At 59.9% G+C, this 19684-nt stretch carries 15 protein-coding genes and 3 tRNA genes; 10 read left to right on the plus strand and 8 right to left on the minus strand.

Annotated features, from left to right (window positions below):
• Positions 1–6: 6 nt before the first annotated feature.
• From QPJ95_RS00795 to QPJ95_RS00815, 5 genes are all read right to left on the minus strand, one after another.
• Positions 7–1788 (minus strand): peptidoglycan D,D-transpeptidase FtsI family protein, encoded by a 1782-nt coding sequence (locus QPJ95_RS00795; protein WP_270918711.1) that lies wholly within the window; start codon positions 1786–1788, stop codon positions 7–9.
• Positions 1785–2138: a cell division protein FtsL gene (gene ftsL, locus QPJ95_RS00800; protein WP_270918712.1), complete on the minus strand. Its 354-nt coding sequence runs from the start codon at positions 2136–2138 to the stop codon at positions 1785–1787. Before ftsL ends, QPJ95_RS00795 begins: the two co-directional genes overlap by 4 nt.
• Positions 2135–3127, minus strand: a complete 993-nt coding sequence (rsmH, locus tag QPJ95_RS00805; protein ID WP_270918713.1) for a 16S rRNA (cytosine(1402)-N(4))-methyltransferase RsmH — start codon at positions 3125–3127, stop codon at positions 2135–2137. Before rsmH ends, ftsL begins: the two co-directional genes overlap by 4 nt.
• A complete protein-coding gene (gene mraZ / locus QPJ95_RS00810) occupies positions 3127–3633 on the minus strand; it encodes a division/cell wall cluster transcriptional repressor MraZ (RefSeq protein WP_270918714.1) in 507 nt (168 codons plus the stop codon). The genes rsmH and mraZ overlap by 1 nt, the downstream gene beginning before the upstream one ends.
• A gap of 788 nt (positions 3634–4421) precedes the next feature.
• Positions 4422–5486 carry an Mrp/NBP35 family ATP-binding protein gene (locus tag QPJ95_RS00815; protein ID WP_270918715.1) on the minus strand — a complete coding sequence of 355 codons (1065 nt, stop codon included), beginning with the start codon at positions 5484–5486 and terminating at the stop codon, positions 4422–4424.
• 293 nt (positions 5487–5779) lie between these two features.
• On the opposite strand from QPJ95_RS00815, the gene QPJ95_RS00820 reads away from it, so the two are divergent.
• A complete protein-coding gene (locus tag QPJ95_RS00820) occupies positions 5780–5998 on the plus strand; it encodes a DUF1127 domain-containing protein (protein WP_270918716.1) in 219 nt (72 codons plus the stop codon).
• A 588-nt stretch (positions 5999–6586) separates the two neighbouring features.
• Here QPJ95_RS00820 and QPJ95_RS00825 read toward each other — a convergent pair.
• Positions 6587–8941 (minus strand): ATP-dependent helicase, encoded by a 2355-nt coding sequence (locus QPJ95_RS00825; protein ID WP_270918717.1) that lies wholly within the window; start codon positions 8939–8941, stop codon positions 6587–6589.
• 285 nt (positions 8942–9226) lie between these two features.
• On the opposite strand from QPJ95_RS00825, the gene QPJ95_RS00830 reads away from it, so the two are divergent.
• Complete coding sequence (locus QPJ95_RS00830) at positions 9227–10390, plus strand: alpha-hydroxy acid oxidase (protein ID WP_270918718.1); 1164 nt, start codon at positions 9227–9229, stop codon at positions 10388–10390.
• Positions 10391–10512: 122 nt separating this feature from the next.
• A complete protein-coding gene (locus QPJ95_RS00835) occupies positions 10513–13956 on the plus strand; it encodes a pyruvate carboxylase (RefSeq protein WP_270918719.1) in 3444 nt (1147 codons plus the stop codon).
• A 180-nt stretch (positions 13957–14136) separates the two neighbouring features.
• Here the strand turns inward: QPJ95_RS00835 and QPJ95_RS00840 are convergent, their stop codons facing one another.
• Positions 14137–14307, minus strand: a complete 171-nt coding sequence (locus tag QPJ95_RS00840; protein ID WP_270918720.1) for a hypothetical protein — start codon at positions 14305–14307, stop codon at positions 14137–14139.
• Positions 14308–14417: 110 nt separating this feature from the next.
• Between QPJ95_RS00840 and QPJ95_RS00845 the strand changes: the two genes are divergently transcribed.
• From QPJ95_RS00845 to QPJ95_RS00870, 6 genes are all read left to right on the plus strand, one after another.
• Positions 14418–14492 (plus strand) — tRNA-Gly (locus tag QPJ95_RS00845).
• Positions 14493–14637: 145 nt separating this feature from the next.
• Positions 14638–15597, plus strand: coding sequence for a DNA cytosine methyltransferase (locus QPJ95_RS00850; RefSeq protein WP_270918721.1), 960 nt, complete (start codon positions 14638–14640; stop codon positions 15595–15597).
• 120 nt (positions 15598–15717) lie between these two features.
• Complete coding sequence (locus QPJ95_RS00855) at positions 15718–16620, plus strand: NaeI family type II restriction endonuclease (RefSeq protein WP_270918722.1); 903 nt, start codon at positions 15718–15720, stop codon at positions 16618–16620.
• 89 nt (positions 16621–16709) lie between these two features.
• Positions 16710–16784, plus strand: a tRNA-Gly gene (locus tag QPJ95_RS00860).
• Between the two features lie 172 nt (positions 16785–16956).
• Positions 16957–17031 (plus strand) — tRNA-Gly (locus QPJ95_RS00865).
• A 171-nt stretch (positions 17032–17202) separates the two neighbouring features.
• A complete protein-coding gene (locus QPJ95_RS00870) occupies positions 17203–18555 on the plus strand; it encodes an aminotransferase (protein WP_270918723.1) in 1353 nt (450 codons plus the stop codon).
• Positions 18556–18665: 110 nt separating this feature from the next.
• On the opposite strand, the gene QPJ95_RS00875 is transcribed toward QPJ95_RS00870, so the two are convergent.
• The gene (locus QPJ95_RS00875; RefSeq protein ID WP_270918724.1) at positions 18666–18905 is read right to left on the minus strand and encodes an Lrp/AsnC ligand binding domain-containing protein; all 240 of its coding nucleotides are present in this window, start codon (positions 18903–18905) and stop codon (positions 18666–18668) included.
• 171 nt (positions 18906–19076) lie between these two features.
• Here QPJ95_RS00875 and hisB point away from each other — a divergent pair, with 171 nt between their 5' ends.
• On the plus strand, positions 19077–19664 hold the full coding sequence (gene hisB / locus QPJ95_RS00880; RefSeq protein WP_270918725.1) for an imidazoleglycerol-phosphate dehydratase HisB: 588 nt from the start codon (positions 19077–19079) through the stop codon (positions 19662–19664).
• Positions 19665–19684: the final 20 nt, after the last annotated feature.

The following is a 19684-nucleotide window of genomic DNA, read 5'->3' on the forward strand; positions in this document are numbered from 1 at the left end:
CCGCTGTCAGTTTGAGGTGAGGGTTATACCAGTCACCGTGGCAGGTTCAACTTGCGGACGCAGCCCCAGCAAAGGTGCGATCCGACCGATCATTTCCGCAGCCACCGGAACAGCCGTCCACCCGGCGGTCCGGCGCTCTTCGCCGTAGGCAATGATCGAGGGTTCATCCAGTGTCACCACCAGCACATATTTCGGATCATGCGCCGGGAACATCGAGGCAAAAGTGGCAATCACCTTGTCATCGTAATAGCCGCCGGTTGGTTTTGGCTTATCGGCCGTGCCGGTCTTGCCACCCACCTGATAGCCGGGCACCTCGCCAAAGCTGGCGGTGCCTTCGGTCACCACCAGACGCAGCATATTGCGCGCCGCCGCAGCCGTCTCAGCGGACATCACCCGGGGGCCCGGTTGCGGCCGGTTCTGTTTCAGGATGGTCGGGCTGACATAATTGCCACCATTGGCAATGGCGGCATAGCCGGCGGCCAGATGCATCGGACTGGTCGATAAGCCGTGGCCATAAGAAATGGTCATCGCCGACAATTCGGACCAGTTCGGCGGCAACAAAGGCCGACCGGCAGCGGCCTCGGAAATCTCAAACGGGGTTGGCTCCAACATGCCCAGTCGCGACAGGAAATCGCGCTGACGCTCGGCGCCGATCTGTTGGGCCAGCCGCGCGGTGCCAATGTTCGACGACTTCACGATGATCCGCTCAACCGACAGGCTATTGCCGTAGTTGTGAAAGTCCCGGATCGCGAAGCGGCCCCAGCGCAGCGGCCCCCGGATATCAACGATACTGTCGGCAGTGACCAACCCCAGATCCATCGCCTGCGCCGCGGCAAAGATCTTGAAGGTGGAGCCCAGCTCATACACACCCTGCACCGCCCGATTGAACAGCGGGCTGTCCGATGAATCCCCTGATACCAGGGGCCGGGGCCGCTGGTTCGGGTCAAAGTCGGGCAAAGACACCACCGAGATCACCTCGCCGGTGTGCACATCCATCAGGATCGAGGTGGCCCCTTTGGCATTCATCAGTCGCATGCCACCAGACAGCACCTGCTCGGCGGCGGCCTGAATGGTCAGGTCCAGCGACAGTTGCAGCGGCTCAGCCCCGTTGGCCGGATCGCGCAGATAGCTGTCGAACTGACGCTCAACCCCGGCGACCCCGATCACCTCGGCGGCATCAACGTCTTCCTTGCCAAACCCAGCGCCGCCCAGAACATGGGCTGCCAGACTGCCATTGGGATACAGCCGCATTTCTCGCGGGCCAAACAGCAGGCCAGGATCGCCGATGTCATGCACCGCCTGCTTTTGCTCGGGGCTGATCTTTTTCTTGATCCAGACAAACTTGCGCTTGCCGGTCAAATCCTTCAGCAACCGTTCGGAATCCAGATCCGGGAAGATCCCGACCAGCGCCGCAGCCGAGGCCGCCGCATCGATCAGTTTCTGCGGATGGGCATAGAGCGAATGGGTCTCAAAATTGGTGGCCAGAATGCGACCTTCGCGGTCGACGATATCCGCGCGCTGCGCGGCAATGGCACTGCCGGATGCGCTGGTTGTCGGCTCGGTCGGTTCTGAGGTCGCCATCATCCCCATGCGAAGCCCGATCACCGCATAGGCGCAGAGGAAAAACACCCCCAGCACCAGCAGCCGACCCTCAGAGCGCTGCTGAGACTGGCCCTGAATTTCAAAATGGCGCTGGCGCAGGTTCTCTTTTTCAATGGCGTCCGGGTTTTCCCCATTTGCCCGGGCGGTCAGGATGCGGGCCAGTGGGCGAAGCGGAATACGGATCATCGGTCCCCCCCGCCAGCTGCCATGGTCGACACATCAACACCATTGGTGATGGGCAGCAGTGGCACCTGCGGATAAGCCACCTCGTCCACCCGGCCAAACTGATTGGGGCGAAGAGGCAAAAGGCCGAGGCTGTTAAAGTTCAGCTCGGCCAGTTCACGCAGACGGTCAGGGCGGTTCAGATAGGCCCACTCGGCCCGCAAAACCCCAAGTCGCACTTGGGCTGAGCCAATCTGCCGTTGCAGGGTTCGGGTTTCCTTTAACACCTGCTGCGTCGAATAGTTTTCGCGATAGGCCCAAAACGCCAGACCAAACACCGCCAGCGCCGACAAGACATAAGCCAGTGCTTTCATCGATGCGATTCTTTCAGTTGCGGCATGCCAATATCACGGGCTTCAATCGGCGTCGCCGGGGCTTCGCTACGCCGCCCAACCCGCAACCGGGCTGACCGCGACCTTGGGTTTTCCTCCAATTCCTGATCATCCGGGCCAACAGCCTTGCCGGTGATCAGTGAGAACTGGGTCGGGATTTCCTCAATCTCTGGCGCATATCGATTGGCGCGCCCGGTCTTGCCGGCCCGGTGCTGAAAGAACCGTTTGACCATACGGTCTTCGATGGAATGAAAGGTGACAACAGCCAGCAATCCGCCGGGCTTGAGCGCCCGTTCAGCCGCCAGCAATCCCTGGAATAGCTCTTCGTACTCGGCATTCACTGCAATGCGCAGCCCTTGAAAGCTGCGGGTGGCGGGATGTGATCTGCCTGGCTTGGAGCGCGGCAGGCAGCTTTCAACGATTTTGGTCAATTGCAAGGTGGTGGTGATCGGTTCCAGCGCCCGGGCTCTGACGATGGCCTTGGCAATGCGGCGACTGGCGCGTTCTTCGCCAAAATGAAACAGGATATCCGCCAGTTGAACCTCGGATAGCTCGGCCACAAGATCCGCCGCCGAGGGCCCCTCCTGCGACATCCGCATGTCCAGCGGCCCATCCTTCATGAACGAGAACCCGCGCTCGGCCAGATCCAGCTGCATCGACGACACGCCTAAGTCCAACACAACGCCATCCAAATCGCTGGCATATTCATCCATGCGCGAAAACACGCCCTGCTGCATCACCAGCCGGTCGCCATAGTCGCCAGCCCAGCTTTGCGCCAGCTCGAACGCCAAGGGGTCACGATCGACGCCAATGACCTGCGAGGCCCCGGCCTCCAGCAATCCACGGGTATAACCGCCAGCCCCAAATGTGCCATCCAGCCAGCGACCTGAAACCGGCGCCACGGCCTTCAGCAGGGGGCGCAGCAAAACGGGAATATGGGGGGCAGAATCGCCATTCTGGTCCGTAGTCATCACTCAGCCTCTCCAGTTCCATCAAGGAACTGCATTATATCATAGCCCTTGGGCAACTCTTCCAACCATTTATCGGTCTGAGCAGATTCTTCCTGCTCATAGGTTTCCGGCTTCCAGATCTGAAAGGTATCCCCTGCAGCAATAAAGAACGCCTCACCTTTGAGGCCGATCTTGTTGCGCAGCTTGGCCGGCAGCACCAAACGGCCGGTCTCGTCAACTGTGGTCGGAAAAGACCGCCCGTGGAACAACCGTTGCAAGGCCTTTCGCGGATCCGAGCCGCGCGGCAATGCATCGATCTTGGCATCGACTTCGTCGATCGCCTCCATGGTATAACATTCCAGAAAATTACGATCGTCATCGCCGTAAACGATGACCAGCTCGGGATTGCTGCCGGATTGCCAGTTGGTATCACCAGATTCAAGCACACGCCGAAACGAGGCCGGGATAGACACCCTGCCTTTTGTATCGACCTTGTGTTGGCTTTCGCCTCTGAACCTGCGGCCCAAGCTAACGTCCCTTCTGCTACGTCCCTCGCGTTTTATTTTGTGCCCCAGTAAGCAAAATGGCGAGTTGATCAGCTGCCACGGATCAACTCGCCATCTTTGTCCCGCTGTGCGGGAGTGTCCGACTGCGCGCGCCACCTGGGGGGATGTCTGCTCGCTCGCGCGCCGGATCTCTCAGTATCTGATGAAAGCGAAGGCCTGTATGATACCTGCTCTTAGTTTTTTATGTTTGGGGTCTTTGTAGTGCCCCGTGCTCTTCGTCTCATTCGATGTATACTGGGATACTATGGGACTTCATGGTCTGGCAACGATTTTTTCTGAACGGCCTCCTCAAATACCATAACAAGACCCAAATTTAATTTAATTTAGTGCCTACTAATTGATCACACTACGCCATGAGTAGATGATTTCAGCATGCTACACACAACATACAGTGCTTAAGCAAGCGTGAAAAAAATTCCCTCAATTTCCCAAAAAATCTCATCCGAATCCGCTTTTCAATTTACGTTCACTTAATGTTCCCGAGTTATCCCCAAGCAATCCACGGGCGTATTGAGTTTCACAGCCTCGAATCAATTTTGATTCGAGGGAATTCCGGAATTCCACCCCAAACGATCGGTTCTACGCCCATGATCGCCCAGCGCGCCCATAAATTCCCAGCCACCCCATGATTTCCCAAAGGATACTCCAAGGCCCGCCGATCCCAGCCCTCCTCTACCTCCGGACAAACAATGGCCCACCTGAACAGGTGGGCCGGGTCGAAAGTTTCAAATCGCTTGAGTGGGGATCCGTTAGGCCATCCCACCCCGGACCAACCCCTCGGCGATGCGCGCATAGGCCTGCGCCATCACCCCCTCGCCTGCCGCCACCGGCGTGCCATTGTCTCCGCAGAGGCGGGTCTCAAGATCAATCGGCAAGACCCCCAGCAGCGGCAAACCCATCGCCTCGGCTTCGGCAGTGACGCCGCCGTGGCCAAAGATCTGATGCTCACTGCCGCAATCCGGGCAGGTAAACAACGACATGTTCTCGATCAGGCCCAGCACCGGCGTCTTCAGGGTCTTGAACATATCCAGTGCCTTGCGCGCATCCAGCAACGCCACGTCCTGCGGCGTCGACACCACAATGGCGCCGGTCAGCTCGGCCTTGGTGCATAGCGTCAACTGCACATCCCCCGTGCCCGGCGGCAAATCAACGATCAGCACATCCAACTGCCCCCAATTGACCTGCCCCAGCATCTGCTGCAATGCGCCCATCAGCATGGGGCCACGCCAGATCACCGCCTTGTCGTCCTCCAGCATGAAGCCGATTGACATCAAAGTGACACCATGGGCCTGCAGCGGCTCAATGGTCTTGCCATCCGGGCTGGCCGGGCGGCCGCTGGCCCCCATCATGCGCGGCAGGCTGGGACCGTAGATATCCGCATCCAGCAATCCCACCTTGCGCCCCTGCCGGGCCAGCGCCACAGCCAGGTTTGAGGCAACAGTAGATTTCCCAACGCCGCCCTTGCCCGAGCCCACCGCCAGAATGTGCTGCACGCCTGAGGGCTTCATCGGAGCGGCCTGCGGCTTGGCGTGCCCGCCGAACTTTAGGCTTGGCGCCGCTGCGGCCGGCCCATGTGCCGTCAAGGCAACCGAAACCGCCTGCACCCCCTCCAAACGCTGCACCACATCCTCGGCGGCACGGCGCAATGGCTCCATCAGCTTGGCAATTTCCGGACTGGGGGCTTCTATCACAAAACTGACCTTGCCCGCCTCTATCCGCAACGCCCGCAGCATGTCGCGCGACACCAGATTGCCGCCGTCCGGCAGCTCCAGTCGCTCCAATGCCTCATATATCTCTACCTGCGTCACTGCCATTTCGGCCTCCTGATCCTTGCTCTGCCACATATAGGCCGTGGCGCAGCCAACCAAAACCCCGGATGCTCTGCCGGTCCAGCACCGAGGCCGAGATATTTTGCGCCCAAGGTTCAGGCATCGCCAGCCCGAGATGACAAGGAATCAGGCAATTGAAGATTACAACCCCCGACCCATGCAAATGCTGCATAGCAGAAATGCCCAAGTTGGGGATTGTGCGTCTGCAGCAAATTCCTATTTTGGCCTCAAGCAACGCCACCTAGGCAACGCACCGAAATACACCAAGGACCAAGACAATGGCTGCAATCGATCACATCAGCACTTCAAAACTATCGCTGTTATGCGCCCCTGTCACCTTGGCCGAGGCCGCTTGGGCGCGCTTCACTCAATACCGTCAGTATCGCCAAACCCTGAACGAGCTCTCAACATTGAGCCGCCGTGAACTGGCGGATCTGGGTCTGAACCGCTCGATGTTGCAGACCGTCGCACACGAGGCAGCCTACGGCGTCAACTGACAGAGATCAGGTCTTTTTCCCCTCCCTTAAAAGACCTGTCCTACGCGGCAGCATCCTCCTCCTCCCTGATGCTGTCGCACCTTATACCGGTTCAAAACCGGGTCTGAATACACCGGGACTTCCTCCTCCCTGAAACTCTCGGTGTTGCAAAGAACGACGGTGCTTTTCCTCCTCCCTGGCACCGTCGTTTTTCTTTGCCCAATTCAATTTTCACAGTGTTCGACATCGAGGCCATCTGCGCCGCTGATCTGGCTGTCGAAGGCTGCCAAAAACCCACAGCCCTACCATCCCCAGTCCAGCCCTGCCGTGCCCCAGTAGTGGATTGCGGTGACAGCACTGAGTTGCACAACCGCAGCCAGCTTTCGCCTGCGACAATTGATCAGGTTGATTTAGGGCGATGGCGTGGCGGTGGCGCGCAGCCATGCTGCGCGCCACCGCCACGCCCGGATCGGATTGCACCGCAATCCGATCCGCAGCTGACCGCTGCCCGTTTTAGATTTTTAATTTTGCCATTTCACAATACTGACCGACGGCCGAGCCGCGCGAACGATTTGAATCCTCAGGCTGGCACACTAAATCAGGCTCGTTTTAAAACGGAATATCGTCGCCAGCCGAGACATAGGCCGCCACAACCTTTTTCAGCCCTGCCTTGTCGAACGCGATTTCCAGCTTATCGCCGTCGATACCGGCAATCATCCCATAGCCGAACTTCTGGTGGAACACCCGGTCTCCCATGGTGAAGCTCGACACCACCGTGGCATCAATCACCTGATTCTTGGCGGCTTTGGGTTGCGCCATACCGCGCTGTCCGGCGCGCGATTGCATGCGTTTCCAGCCTGGCGAATTATAGCCATCCGCCTGCGCCATCTTTTCCTCGATGGTCGAGCGCGGCGACTCGGCCGGGGCCGCCGCGCCGTACCCACCGCCATACAGGCCCGGCGGCGTCAACACCTCGACATGTTGCTCAGGCAGCTCGTCAATGAACCGCGACGGCAGTTGCGACTGCCACTGGCCAAACACCCGCCGATTGCCGGCAAAGGAAATGGTACAGACCTCCTCGGCCCGGGTAATCCCGACATAGGCCAGTCGGCGTTCTTCTTCGAGACCCTTCAGGCCGCTTTCATCCATTGAGCGTTGCGAGGGGAACAGCCCGTCTTCCCAGCCCGGCAGAAACACCGCCGGAAACTCCAGCCCCTTAGAGCCGTGCAGGGTCATGATCGACACCTTCTGCCCAGAATCACTGGAGGCATTGTCCATGATCAGGCTGACGTGTTCCAGAAACCCTTGCAGGTTCTCGAAATTCTCCAGCGCCTTGACCAGCTCCTTGAGGTTCTCCAACCGGCCCGGAGCATCGGGGGTTTTGTCGTTCTGCCACATGGTGGTATAGCCGGACTCGTCCAGGATGATTTCGGCGAGATCCATATGGGTCATGTCGCCGCCACCGGCCAAACGACTCCAACGCGCCGCATCTTCGACCAGTTGCCGCAGCTTACCGGCGCCTTTGCCTTTGATCAGCCCGCCTTCGATTGCAAGACGAGCGCCCTCGATCAGCGAAACGCCATTTTCCCGCGCCGTTATCTGGATGGTCTGCTGTGCCTTGTCGCCCAACCCCCGTTTCGGGGTGTTGACGATGCGTTCAAAGGCCAGATCGTCATCCGGGCTGGTGACCACGCGGAAATAGGCCATGGCATCGCGAATCTCCAGCCGCTCATAGAATCGCGGCCCGCCAATCACCCGGTAGGGCAGACCAATGGTCAGGAACCGATCCTCAAACGCCCGCATCTGATGCGAGGCACGCACCAGAATGGCCATGTCATCCAGATCTCGGGGTTCCATCCCGCGGGTGCCGCGCTGCATCGCTTCGATCTCTTCGCCGATCCAGCGCGCCTCTTCCTCGCCGTCCCAGTGGCCAATCAGCCGGACCTTTTCGCCGCCCTTGGCAGCAGTCCACAGCTCTTTGCCCAGGCGGCCTTCATTGCCGGCAATAACGCCAGACGCCGCCGCCAGAATATGCTCCGTTGAGCGATAGTTCTGCTCTAGCCGCACCACTTTGGCACCGGGGAAATCCTTATCAAAGCGCAGGATGTTGCCGACCTCGGCGCCGCGCCAGCCATAGATTGACTGGTCATCATCGCCAACGCAGCAGATATTCTTGTGCCCCGCCGCCAGCAGCCGCAGCCAGAGATACTGGGCGACGTTGGTATCCTGGTATTCGTCCACCATGATAAAGCGGAACCAGCGCTGGTATTGCTCCAGCACATCGCTGTGGGTCTGCAGTATCGTCACCATGTGCAGCAGCAGATCGCCAAAATCCACCGCGTTCAGCTCCCGCAGGCGGGTCTGGTACTGCGCATAGAGATCAACGCCCATGCCGTTATAGGCCGAGGCATCGGCCACCGGCACCCGTTGCGGTGTCAGCGCACTGTTCTTCCAGCCGTCGATGACATTGGCCAGTTGCCGGGCGGGCCAGCGCTTGTCGTCAATGCCTTCGGCGCGGATCAGTTGCTTCAGCAGCCGGATCACATCATCCGTATCCAGAATGGTGAAGTTACTCTTTAACCCCACCAGTTCGGCATGACGGCGCAGCTGTTTGACACAGATCGCGTGAAAGGTGCCCAGCCAGGGCATGCCCTCGGCCGGTTGGCCCAGCATGCCGCCGACCCGTTCTTTCATTTCGCGCGCCGCCTTGTTGGTGAAGGTCACCGCCAGAATCTCGTTGGTGCGGGCCGCGCCGGTGGTGAGCAGGTGCACAATCCGCGCGGTCAGCGCCTTGGTCTTGCCGGTGCCCGCCCCCGCCAGCATCAGCACCGGACCATGCAGGCATTCGACCGCCTCCCGCTGAGCAGGGTTCAGCCCATCAAGATAAGGCTGGGGCCGCGCGGCCATTGCGCGCGAGGATAGCGAGGCGCCTTCAAAGGCGTCCATTTCATCAAAACTGCTCATGGGCGTGATCCTAGCGTGATTCACTACAGCGCGAAAGAGGACGTTCACACAATGTTCCCGGAATTTTTTACGCTCTTTCATTCCCCCTATCAACCGACTTACGGCACCACTGACGCTAAATTTCACGTCACCCCACAATCGCTCCTGTAACTTTTGACCGCTCAGCCCCTATAGATCGGAACAGAATGACCAAAATCGACCGATTTTCTTGCTGAATGTTTCGATTTCACCTTTTGCTGCACCGCAGCACTTGATTTTTTCCGCGAGCTTTCCCACAAATCCGCCATGGATCTACACAGCCGCTACCCCGCCATCGCTGATCTGGCCCACCGCGCCCAACGGCGATTGCCGCCTTTTGTGTGGGAGTTTCTGGACAGTGGCACCGGCACCGAATCCACCAAGGCCCGCAACCGCGCGGCACTGGACCGGGTCGGCTTTCTGCCCTCTATCCTGCATGGCCCGCTAGAGGTCGATCTGAGCACCTCGCTTTTTGGTGACAAACTGCCGCTGCCCTTTGGGGTGGCACCGGTGGGCATGTCCGGTCTGGTCTGGCCCGATGCCGAGGGCCATCTAGCCCGCAGTGCTGCCACTGCGGGCATTCCTTATACTCTGTCCACCGTGGCCAGCCAATCGCCCGAGGATCTGGCGCCACATCTGGGGCAGCAGGCCTGGTTTCAGATGTACCCGCCCAAGGACCCGGACATCCGCAAGGACATGCTGACCCGCGCCACATCGGCAGGGTTCAAGGTGCTGGTGCTGACGACAGATGTCCCGGTGGCCTCGCGCCGCGAACGGCAGGTGCGCTCGGGGCTGACACAACCGCCACGACTGACGCCCCGGCTGTTTGCCCAGGCTATCGCAAGTCCCGCCTGGGCCCTGGGCATGGCCCGGCGTGGCATGCCGCATATGCGCAGCCTCGACAAATATATCTCGGACAATTCCGCCAGCCTGTCCTCTACCGCCCATATCGGCTACCTGCTGCGCACCTCACCGGACTGGGATTATGTGCAATGGCTGCGCGATCACTGGCAGGGACCGATGGTGATAAAGGGTGTAATGCGCGCCCGGGATGCGCAGCGCCTGCAACAGATCGGGGTCGATGCGCTCTGGGTGTCGAACCACGGCGGTCGCCAGTTTGACGCCAGCCCCGCCTCGATCGAAGTGCTGCCCGAAATCCGCCAGGCCACAACCCTGCCGCTGATCTTTGACAGCGGTGTCGAGGGCGGGCTGGATATGCTGCGCGCACTGGCCATGGGCGCCAACTATATCATGCTGGGGCGCGCCTTTCATTTTGCGCTGGCAGCACTTGGCCCCGCCGGGCCAGCCCATCTTATTGATATCCTGAAACAGGATCTGCAGGCCAATATGGGACAATTGGGCGCCGCCAACCTGGGCGAGTTGCCCACCCCAATGCAGCTCAGCAAAGCATCACCACTGCCCCAAAAATAGCAAAACGACAACAAGGGGCCGCAGGATAGCGCAAAAATGCCGTTTCTACCCAGAACTACAGTTGAACCTGTCTCTAGGATGCGACTAACAATTCGTCAAAATCACACGACCACGAGGGTAACATGACCGACTTCAAGAAAATCCTGATTGCCAACCGTGGAGAGATCGCCATCCGGGTGATGCGCGCCGCCAACGAAATGGGCAAGGCCACCGTGGCGGTCTATGCCGAAGAAGACAAACTGGGCCTGCACCGGTTCAAAGCGGATGAGGCTTACAGGATTGGCGAGGGCATGGGCCCGGTTGCTGCCTACCTCAGCATCGACGAGATGATCCGCGTTGCCAAGGAATGCGGCGCTGACGCCATCCACCCCGGCTACGGGCTGCTGTCGGAAAACCCTGACTTTGTCGATGCCTGTGACCGCAATGGTATCACCTTTATCGGCCCCAAGGCCAAAACCATGCGCGAAGTTGGTGACAAGGCCAGTGCGCGCCGCGTCGCGGTCAAAGCCGGGGTGCCAGTGATCCCAGCCACCGAGGTGCTGGGCGATGACATGGACGTCATCCGCAAGGAAGCTGCCGAAGTCGGCTATCCCTTCATGCTCAAGGCCTCGTGGGGTGGCGGCGGTCGCGGCATGCGACCGATCTACAATGAGGATGAACTGGAAGAGAAAATTCTGGAGGGTCGGCGCGAAGCCGAAGCCGCCTTTGGCAATGGCGAGGGCTTTCTGGAGAAGATGATTCTGCGCGCCCGCCACGTCGAGGTGCAGATTCTGGGTGACAAACACGGCGGCATGTACCACCTGTTTGAACGCGACTGCTCAGTTCAGCGCCGCAACCAGAAAGTCGTCGAACGTGCGCCCGCTCCGTACTTGAGCGAGGAACAGCGCACCGAAATCTGCGCCTTGGGCCGCAAAATCTGCGCCTATGTGGGCTATGAATGCGCTGGCACCGTTGAATTCCTGATGGATATGGATGACGGCAAGTTCTATTTCATCGAGGTCAACCCCCGGGTGCAGGTGGAACACACCGTCACCGAGGAAGTCACCGGCATCGATATCGTCCGCGCTCAGATCCTGATCGCCGAGGGCAAATCCATTGCCGAGGCCACCGGCAAGGCCAGCCAGGACGATATCACTCTGAATGGCCACGCGCTGCAGACCCGGGTGACCACCGAAGACCCACAGAACAACTTTATCCCCGACTACGGCCGCATTACCGCCTATCGCTCGGCCACCGGCATGGGCATTCGCCTGGACGGCGGCACCGCTTATGCGGGCGGCGTCATCACCCGTTATTATGACAGCCTGCTGACCAAAATCACCGCCAAGGCGCCAACGCCGGAAATGGCCATCGCCCGCATGGACCGCGCCCTGCGTGAATTCCGGGTGCGCGGCGTCAGCACCAACATCGCCTTTGTCGAGAACCTGCTGAAGCACCCGACCTTCCTCGACAACAGCTATACCACCAAGTTCATCGACAATACGCCCGAGCTGTTCCAGTTCTCCAAACGTCGCGACCGCGGCACCAAGGTGCTGACCTATATCGCCGATATCTCGGTCAACGGTCACCCGGAAACCGAAGGCCGCAACGCACCACCCGCCGACCTGAGAGCGCCACGCGCACCAAAAGTTAAACCGGGCAACCTGCCCTATGGCACCCGCAATCTGCTGGAACAAAAAGGCCCGCAGGCGGTGGCCGACTGGATGAAGGCGCAGCGGCAGTTGCTGCTCACCGACACCACCATGCGCGACGGTCACCAATCGCTGCTGGCCACCCGGATGCGCTCGATTGACATGATCAAAGTGGCGCCCGCTTATGCCGCCAATATGAGCCAGCTGTTCTCGGTTGAGTGCTGGGGCGGTGCCACCTTTGACGTCGCCTATCGCTTCTTGCAGGAATGCCCCTGGCAACGTCTGCGCGATCTGCGCGAGGCGATGCCAAACGTGATGACCCAGATGCTGCTGCGCGCCAGCAACGGCGTTGGCTATACCAACTACCCCGACAACGTGGTGCAGGGTTTTGTCAAACAGGCAGCGCTGACCGGCATCGACGTGTTTCGGGTGTTCGACAGCCTCAACTGGGTTGAAAACATGCGCGTCGCCATGGATGCGGTGAATGAGTCCGGCAAGATCTGCGAAGGCTCCATCTGCTACACCGGCGATATCCTCGACCCCAACCGCGCCAAGTATGACCTGAAATACTATGTCGGCATGGCCAAAGAACTGGAGGCCGCCGGCGCCCATGTTCTGGGCCTCAAGGACATGGCTGGCCTGCTGAAACCCGCCGCCGCCAGAGTGCTGATCAAGGCGCTGAAAGAACAGGTCGGGTTGCCAATCCACTTCCACACCCATGACACCTCGGGCATTGCTGGCGCCACGATTCTAGCCGCAGCGGATGCCGGCGTCGACGCTGTCGATGTCGCCATGGATGCCTTCTCGGGCGGCACCTCGCAGCCCTGTCTGGGCTCGATCGTCGAAAGCCTGCGCAACACCGACCGCGACACCGGCCTCGACATCAAACCGATCCGCGAAATTTCAGACTACTGGGAGCAGGTCCGCGCCCAGTATGCCGCCTTTGAAAGTGGCATCCAGGCCCCGGCCTCCGAGGTCTACCTGCATGAGATGCCCGGTGGCCAGTTCACCAACCTCAAGGCACAGGCGCGGTCCTTGGGCCTGGAAGAAAAATGGCACCAGGTGGCGCAGACCTATTCGGATGTGAACCAGATGTTTGGCGATATCGTCAAAGTGACGCCCAGCTCCAAAGTGGTGGGTGACATGGCGCTGATGATGGTGTCCCAGGGCCTGACCCGGAGTGAGGTGGAAGACCCAGGCACAGATCTGTCCTTCCCCGACTCGGTCATCGACATGATGCGCGGCAATCTGGGCCAACCTCCCGGCGGCTTTCCCAACGCATTCCTCAACAAGGTGCTAAAGGGCGAGGCCCCCAATCTGGAACGCCCCGGCAAGCACCTGAAACCTGTAGATATCGAAGCCACCCGCGCCGAGCTCAGCGCCGAGCTGGACGGCAAGCTGATCGACGACGAGGATCTGAACGGCTATCTGATGTATCCCAAGGTGTTCCTGGATTACATGGGCCGCCACCGGACCTATGGCCCGGTGCGCAGCCTGCCCACCCAGACCTTCTTTTACGGCATGGAACCCGGCGACGAGATCGCGGCCGAGATTGACCCGGGCAAAACCCTGGAAATCCGTCTGCAGGCGATCGGCGAGACGGATGAGAAAGGCGAGGTAAAGGTGTTCTTTGAGCTGAACGGCCAGCCCCGCGTCATCCGGGTGCCCAACCGTCTGGTGAAATCATCCACCACCGAACGCCCCAAGGCCGAGGCCGGCAATGACAACCACTTTGGCGCGCCGATGCCCGGTGTTGTGGCCACCGTGGCGGTGCAGCCTGGGCAGCAGGTCCATGAGGGCGATCTGCTCCTGACCATCGAGGCGATGAAAATGGAAACCGGCATCCACGCCGAACGCGATGCGGTGATCAAAGCGGTGCACGTCCAGCCCGGCACCCAGATCGACGCCAAGGACCTATTGATCGAGCTGCAATAAGCCACCGCTTAACATAGCTCACAGACATACCTCACAAACACGGGGCGCAAAACCAATCTTGCGCCCCATGCCCTGCCCATTTCATCTTTTCATCTTTTCAAAAATACTCCCGCCGGAGGTCGGCGCCCGCTGGGCCTCCTCTGGGACACCTCTGGGCCTGCCGCTGTTGCCGATTCCCCCTTACTGCTGCGCCTCACTGGCGCTGGGTTGCGGCATCAGAGGCCGCCCCTGCGCGTCACTTTGCAACACCAGCCCGACCATGATCATGCCGCCCAGGGCGACCAGCTTGATGGTCTCTGCAAAACACATGGTAAAATCCTCCGGCAAAATACGATAAGTAATGAGTTTCACGCCGGTATCCGGCCGTTCCGTCGCGATCCGGGCAATATTTTTCCAAACCGCTCCATTTTGCCCTTGCAGCGCCGCCGTGGAATTCATATCTCAGCCCTCACCGACGGATCGCGGGCGTAGCTCAGGGGTAGAGCATAACCTTGCCAAGGTTAGGGTCGAGAGTTCGAATCTCTTCGCCCGCTCCATCGGTCAAACGAACAGGGTCGCCTTAGGGCGGCCCTTTCGCATTTGTGGCTCAGGCCCTAGAGTCATGACTTGCGGGGAATCAGCTCAACCGCTAAGAACAGAGCAAGAACGCCATAATGGCGACGAATAGAACGACGAGGTAGCATGCTGACATCGGTAGAACTCTGCGCGGGTGCAGGCGGTCAGGCCCTGGGGCTGGAAAAGGCCGGATTTGATCACACCGCACTGGTCGAGATAGACAAGCATTGCTGCGCCACCCTGCGCCACAATCGCCCGGCATGGAACGTGCTCGAGGAAGATGTGCGCCTGTTCAAGGAGCGCGCCTCTGATTATGCCGGCATCGACCTGCTGGCTGGCGGGTTGCCCTGCCCGCCATTCTCAGTGGCCGGCAAACAGCTGGGCGAAAAGGATGAGCGTAATCTGTTTGACGATGCGCTGGACATTGTCGATGCCAGCCGCCCCAAGGCGGTGATGATCGAAAACGTGCGCGGCTTTCTTGATGCGGTGTTCCTGGATTACCGCGAGAAGTTGAAGAAACAACTGGGCAAACTGGGCTACACCACCGATTGGCGGCTGCTCAATGCCTCGGACTACGGCGTGCCGCAACTGCGCCCGCGGGTGGTGATCATTGCCCTGCGCAAAGAATATAACGATCAGTTCTGCTGGCCCGACCCACTGCCCCATAACCCGGCCACCGTTGGTGAGACGCTGATTGACCTGATGAAGGCACGCGGCTGGCGTGGCGCTGATGAGTGGATGAAACAGGCCAGCGAGATTGCCCCGACCATTGTTGGCGGCTCCAAGAAACACGGCGGCCCCGATCTGGGCCCGACTCGCTCGCGCAAGGCCTGGGCCTCGCTGGGGGTTGAGGGCCGCACCATCGCCCCCGAGGCGCCGGATCCGTTTCACAACGACATGCCCCGCCTGACCGTGCGCATGGTGGCGCGCCTTCAGGGCTTCCCGGATGACTGGCATTTCACCGGCGCCAAGACCAATGCCTATAAACAAGTCGGCAATGCCTTTCCGCCGCCGGTGGCTCAGGCCGTTGCGACCCAGCTGAAAACCGCCATTGCCAAGCGGAAGCTTCATGCAGTGCGGGCCTAACTATAATCTGACTAGGACAGCGCCCGAGCCTGGGTGGGTGCGAAGCGCCCTCCCGTGGGGAGGGTCGGGCGCTGTCCGGCCTACCGGCCGGGCGGCCCAGCTGCTGCAGGTTGCGCATAAATGAAGAAAAACATCCCCCCCAGTCTGATCCAGCCGGGCCACCCCGATCACCACCTGCTGTCATCGTTGCAGGTCGAAATCATCGCCCGCGCCGGTGGCGCCTTGACACTTGCCGACGACTTCGCGGCCATGCTGCGGACCTGCATCGACGATGTGATCATGACCCCCAAAACCGGGCGGCGGTGCTACGAGGAACTGGAAAAGACCGAAAAGACCTATATAGGCACCCGTGTTGAAATCGAGCTGCGCGCCCTGCTGCGGCTGAAACGCGGGCGGCTGGACACGGTGATTCTGGACCATGATGTCGATATCAAGAACACCATGGGCAGCAACTGGATGATCCCAACCGAGGCGGTGGACCAGGTTTGCATGCTGGTCGCCGCCGACGAGCTGCGGGCCCGCTGCTATCTGGGGCTGGTGGTCGCCAAACGTGACTACCTGACGGCTGGGCAGAACAAAGACGCCAAACGCTCCATCTCAGCCGAGGGGTTCCAGCATATCCTGTGGCTGCTCTGCGACCACCCCTACCCGGCCAACTTCTGGCGCACCGTGGACGAAGAGGTGGTCGAACAGATCTTTGCCAGTGACACCGGCAATGCCCGCATCGCCACCCTGTTCCGCGCCATTCAGGATCGCCCCATTTCGCGCCAGGTGGTCGAGGCGGTGGCGATGCAAAAAGATTTCATGCGCCGGGTGCGGTCCGACAAGGGACGCGGTGCGCGCGACCTGCTGCAACGGGACGGCATCCTGCTGCTGCAAGGCCAGTTGCATGGACAGTTGATCAAGATGATGGAGCTGCCCCATTGCTCGCCCAGCGAATTTATTTCCTGCCGTCCAACCACCGCTTTGCAACACCGTATGGCGGCGCAGGTCGGTTTCAATCTGCCGCAGATTGCCGGTTAACTGCGAAAAACCCATCCACACCATTTTTTTCCATTTTACCTCTTGCGGCGCGGGCCGGGAAATTCTATTCAGCGCCTCACCAACAGGACGCGGGCGTAGCTCAGGGGTAGAGCATAACCTTGCCAAGGTTAGGGTCGAGAGTTCGAATCTCTTCGCCCGCTCCAGTTGGACCACCGCTTACACGGTGGAGATCGAAAGGCCGCCTTCGGGCGGCCTTTTCGCATTTCAGCCGCCAATCAGCCCTGCAAAACGCCGGTGCAAGAAATCTCATCCCGCAGCCGTTTTCCCTCTTGCGGCAGCGGCCATGACACCCTATTCACCGGCTCACCAACGGATGCGGGCGTAGCTCAGGGGTAGAGCATAACCTTGCCAAGGTTAGGGTCGAGAGTTCGAATCTCTTCGCCCGCTCCAGTTGGACCACCGCTTACACGGTGGATTTCGAAAGGCCGCCTTCGGGCGGCCTTTTCGCGTTTTCAACACCATAAATCACCCGCCCGGGATTTTTGATCAAATTCCTTTGACGCCGCCACTAAAACCGGTCAATCCTGCCGAAAGCACCAGCGCCACAACAGGAGTTTCGGCATGTCCCCCGTCATTTACCCCACCACCAACTTCACTGCCATCGAACAACTGTGCCTGACGCGCGGCGAAGGTATTTATGTCTATGACGCCGACGGCAACAAATACATCGAAGGACTTGCCAGCCTGTGGTGTACCTCGCTGGGCTACAGCAACACCGAGGTGATTGAGGCCATCACCGAGCAGCTGAACACATTGCCCTTCAGCCACACCTTTGGCGGCAAGACCCACCCAACAATCATGGCACTGGCCGACAAGCTGCGCACCATGGTGCCGGTCGAGGACGCCTATTTCTTCTTTGGCAACTCGGGCTCTGACGCCAACGACAGCCACTACAAGATGCTGCGCTATTATTTCAACGCCATTGGCAAGCCGGAGAAGCGCAAGATCATCACCCGCGAGCGTGGCTACCACGGTGTCACAGTTGCGGCCGGTTCGCTGACCACCCTGCCCGCCAATCTGGCGCATTTTGATGCCCCGGTTGAGGCCTTGGGCGTGCTGCGCACTGACTCGCCACATTACTACAGCAACCGCAAGGGCAACGAGACCGAGGCGCAGTTTGTTGACCGCATCATCCAGTCTCTGGAAGATCAGATCCTTGCGGAAGACCCCGATACCATCGCCGCGATGATTGTTGAGCCGATCACCGGTGCCTCCGGGGTGATCGTGCCGCCAGAGGGCTATTATGAAAAGCTGCAGGCAGTGCTGCGCAAATACGATATTCTGGTCTGGGCGGATGAGGTGATCACTGGCTTTGGCCGCACCGGCAACGATTTTGGCTGCACCACCATGGGCATCAAGCCCAACCTGATGACCTTCGCCAAGCAGCTCAGCTCGGCCTATTACCCGATTTCTGCGGCGGTCATTCCCGGCTGGATGTATCAGGCGATGATCGAGCAGACCAATCAGGTTGGCGTCTTCGGCCACGGCTTTACCTACTCGGGTCATCCGGTCGCCTGTGCCGCCGCCCTGAAAACGCTGGAAATTTACGAGCGTGACAACCTGTTTGCCCATGCGGCCGAGGTTGGCGATTATCTGCAAGCCCAGCTGCGCGAGGCCTTTACCGATCACCCGCTGGTGGGCGAAGTGCGCGGCAAAGGTCTGATCGCGGCTCTGGAGCTGGTGTCGAACAAAACCACCGGTGCCAGCTTTGACAAGGGTATCGCTGGTGCCACCGCGCAGAGGCTCTGTCAGGACAACGGCTTGTTGCTGCGCGCCGTCGCAGGCAATGCCATCGCGCTGTGCCCGCCGCTGATCATCACCCGCGACGAGATTGATGCGTTGATGGGCAAGCTGAAGGCGGCGATTGATGGCACCTATGCCGAGCTGCAGGACAAGGGCCTGATTGCTGGTTGATTGAGACTGGCCCGGCACCGCCGGGCCGCGCCTGACCTTCCCGTCAAACCAAAGGTTTGCCTTTGGCAAAATGGGAATGCGCTGCCGCCACTATTGGGGCGGTTTTCTATTCAAAACACCTTGTAAGTCATCGTGGTCAGCGACCGCTCGATGCCTTCGACCACCAGCAGGTTGTCGTTGACATATTTGCCGACGTCCTCGCCACTGGGGACGTATAGCTTCATCAGCAGATCAAAATCGCCGCTGGTGGAATACATTTCAGAGTGAATCTCGCGCCGGGCGATCTCTTCGGCCACCTTATAGGTGGTGCCGGGCTTGCAGCGGATCTGGATAAATAGGCAGGTGGACATATGGGGCCTCGGGAGTGTCAGGTTCTGTTGGCTCCAAGCTGACACGCCGCCCCGCCCGGCGCAATCCCCCGCCCCTTTTGGCAACACCTGCGCAGCAATCTCAGTCTCACCCTTGAGCCACCCTGCCCGCTGCCCCTATAAGCGCCCCGGATGTAATAAGGATTTGCCGCCATGCGCACAGCCAAGATCAGCCGCTCCACCGCCGAGACCTCGATTTCTGTCGAAATCAATCTGGACGGGACCGGACTGTATGACAACCAGACCGGGGTTGGCTTTTTCGACCATATGCTGGACCAGCTGTCGCGGCACTCGCTGATCGACATGACCATCCGCGCCAAGGGCGATTACCACATCGACGACCACCACACGGTCGAGGACACCGGCATTGCACTGGGTCAGGCGCTGGCCGCAGCACTTGGCGACAAAAAGGGCATCCGTCGTTATGGCGAATGCCACCTGGCAATGGACGAGGCGCAGGTGCGCTGCGCACTGGACCTGTCGGCGCGGCCGTTTCTGGTGTGGAACCTGGAGATCCCCACCCAGAAGATCGGCAGCTTTGATACCGAACTGGTGCGCGAGTTCTTTACCGCCTTTGCGACCCACGGCGGCATCACCCTGCATGTGGACAAGATCCACGGCTTTAACAGCCACCACATCGTCGAAGCCGCGTTCAAATCGGTCGCCCGCGCCCTGCGCGTTGCAGTCGAGACCGACCCGCGCAAGGCGGATGCAATTCCATCAACCAAGGGGACGCTCTAGGCGCCTCCACCGCATGGTTC

Source organism: Parasedimentitalea psychrophila (genome assembly GCF_030285785.1).
Classification (GTDB): domain Bacteria; phylum Pseudomonadota; class Alphaproteobacteria; order Rhodobacterales; family Rhodobacteraceae; genus Parasedimentitalea; species Parasedimentitalea psychrophila.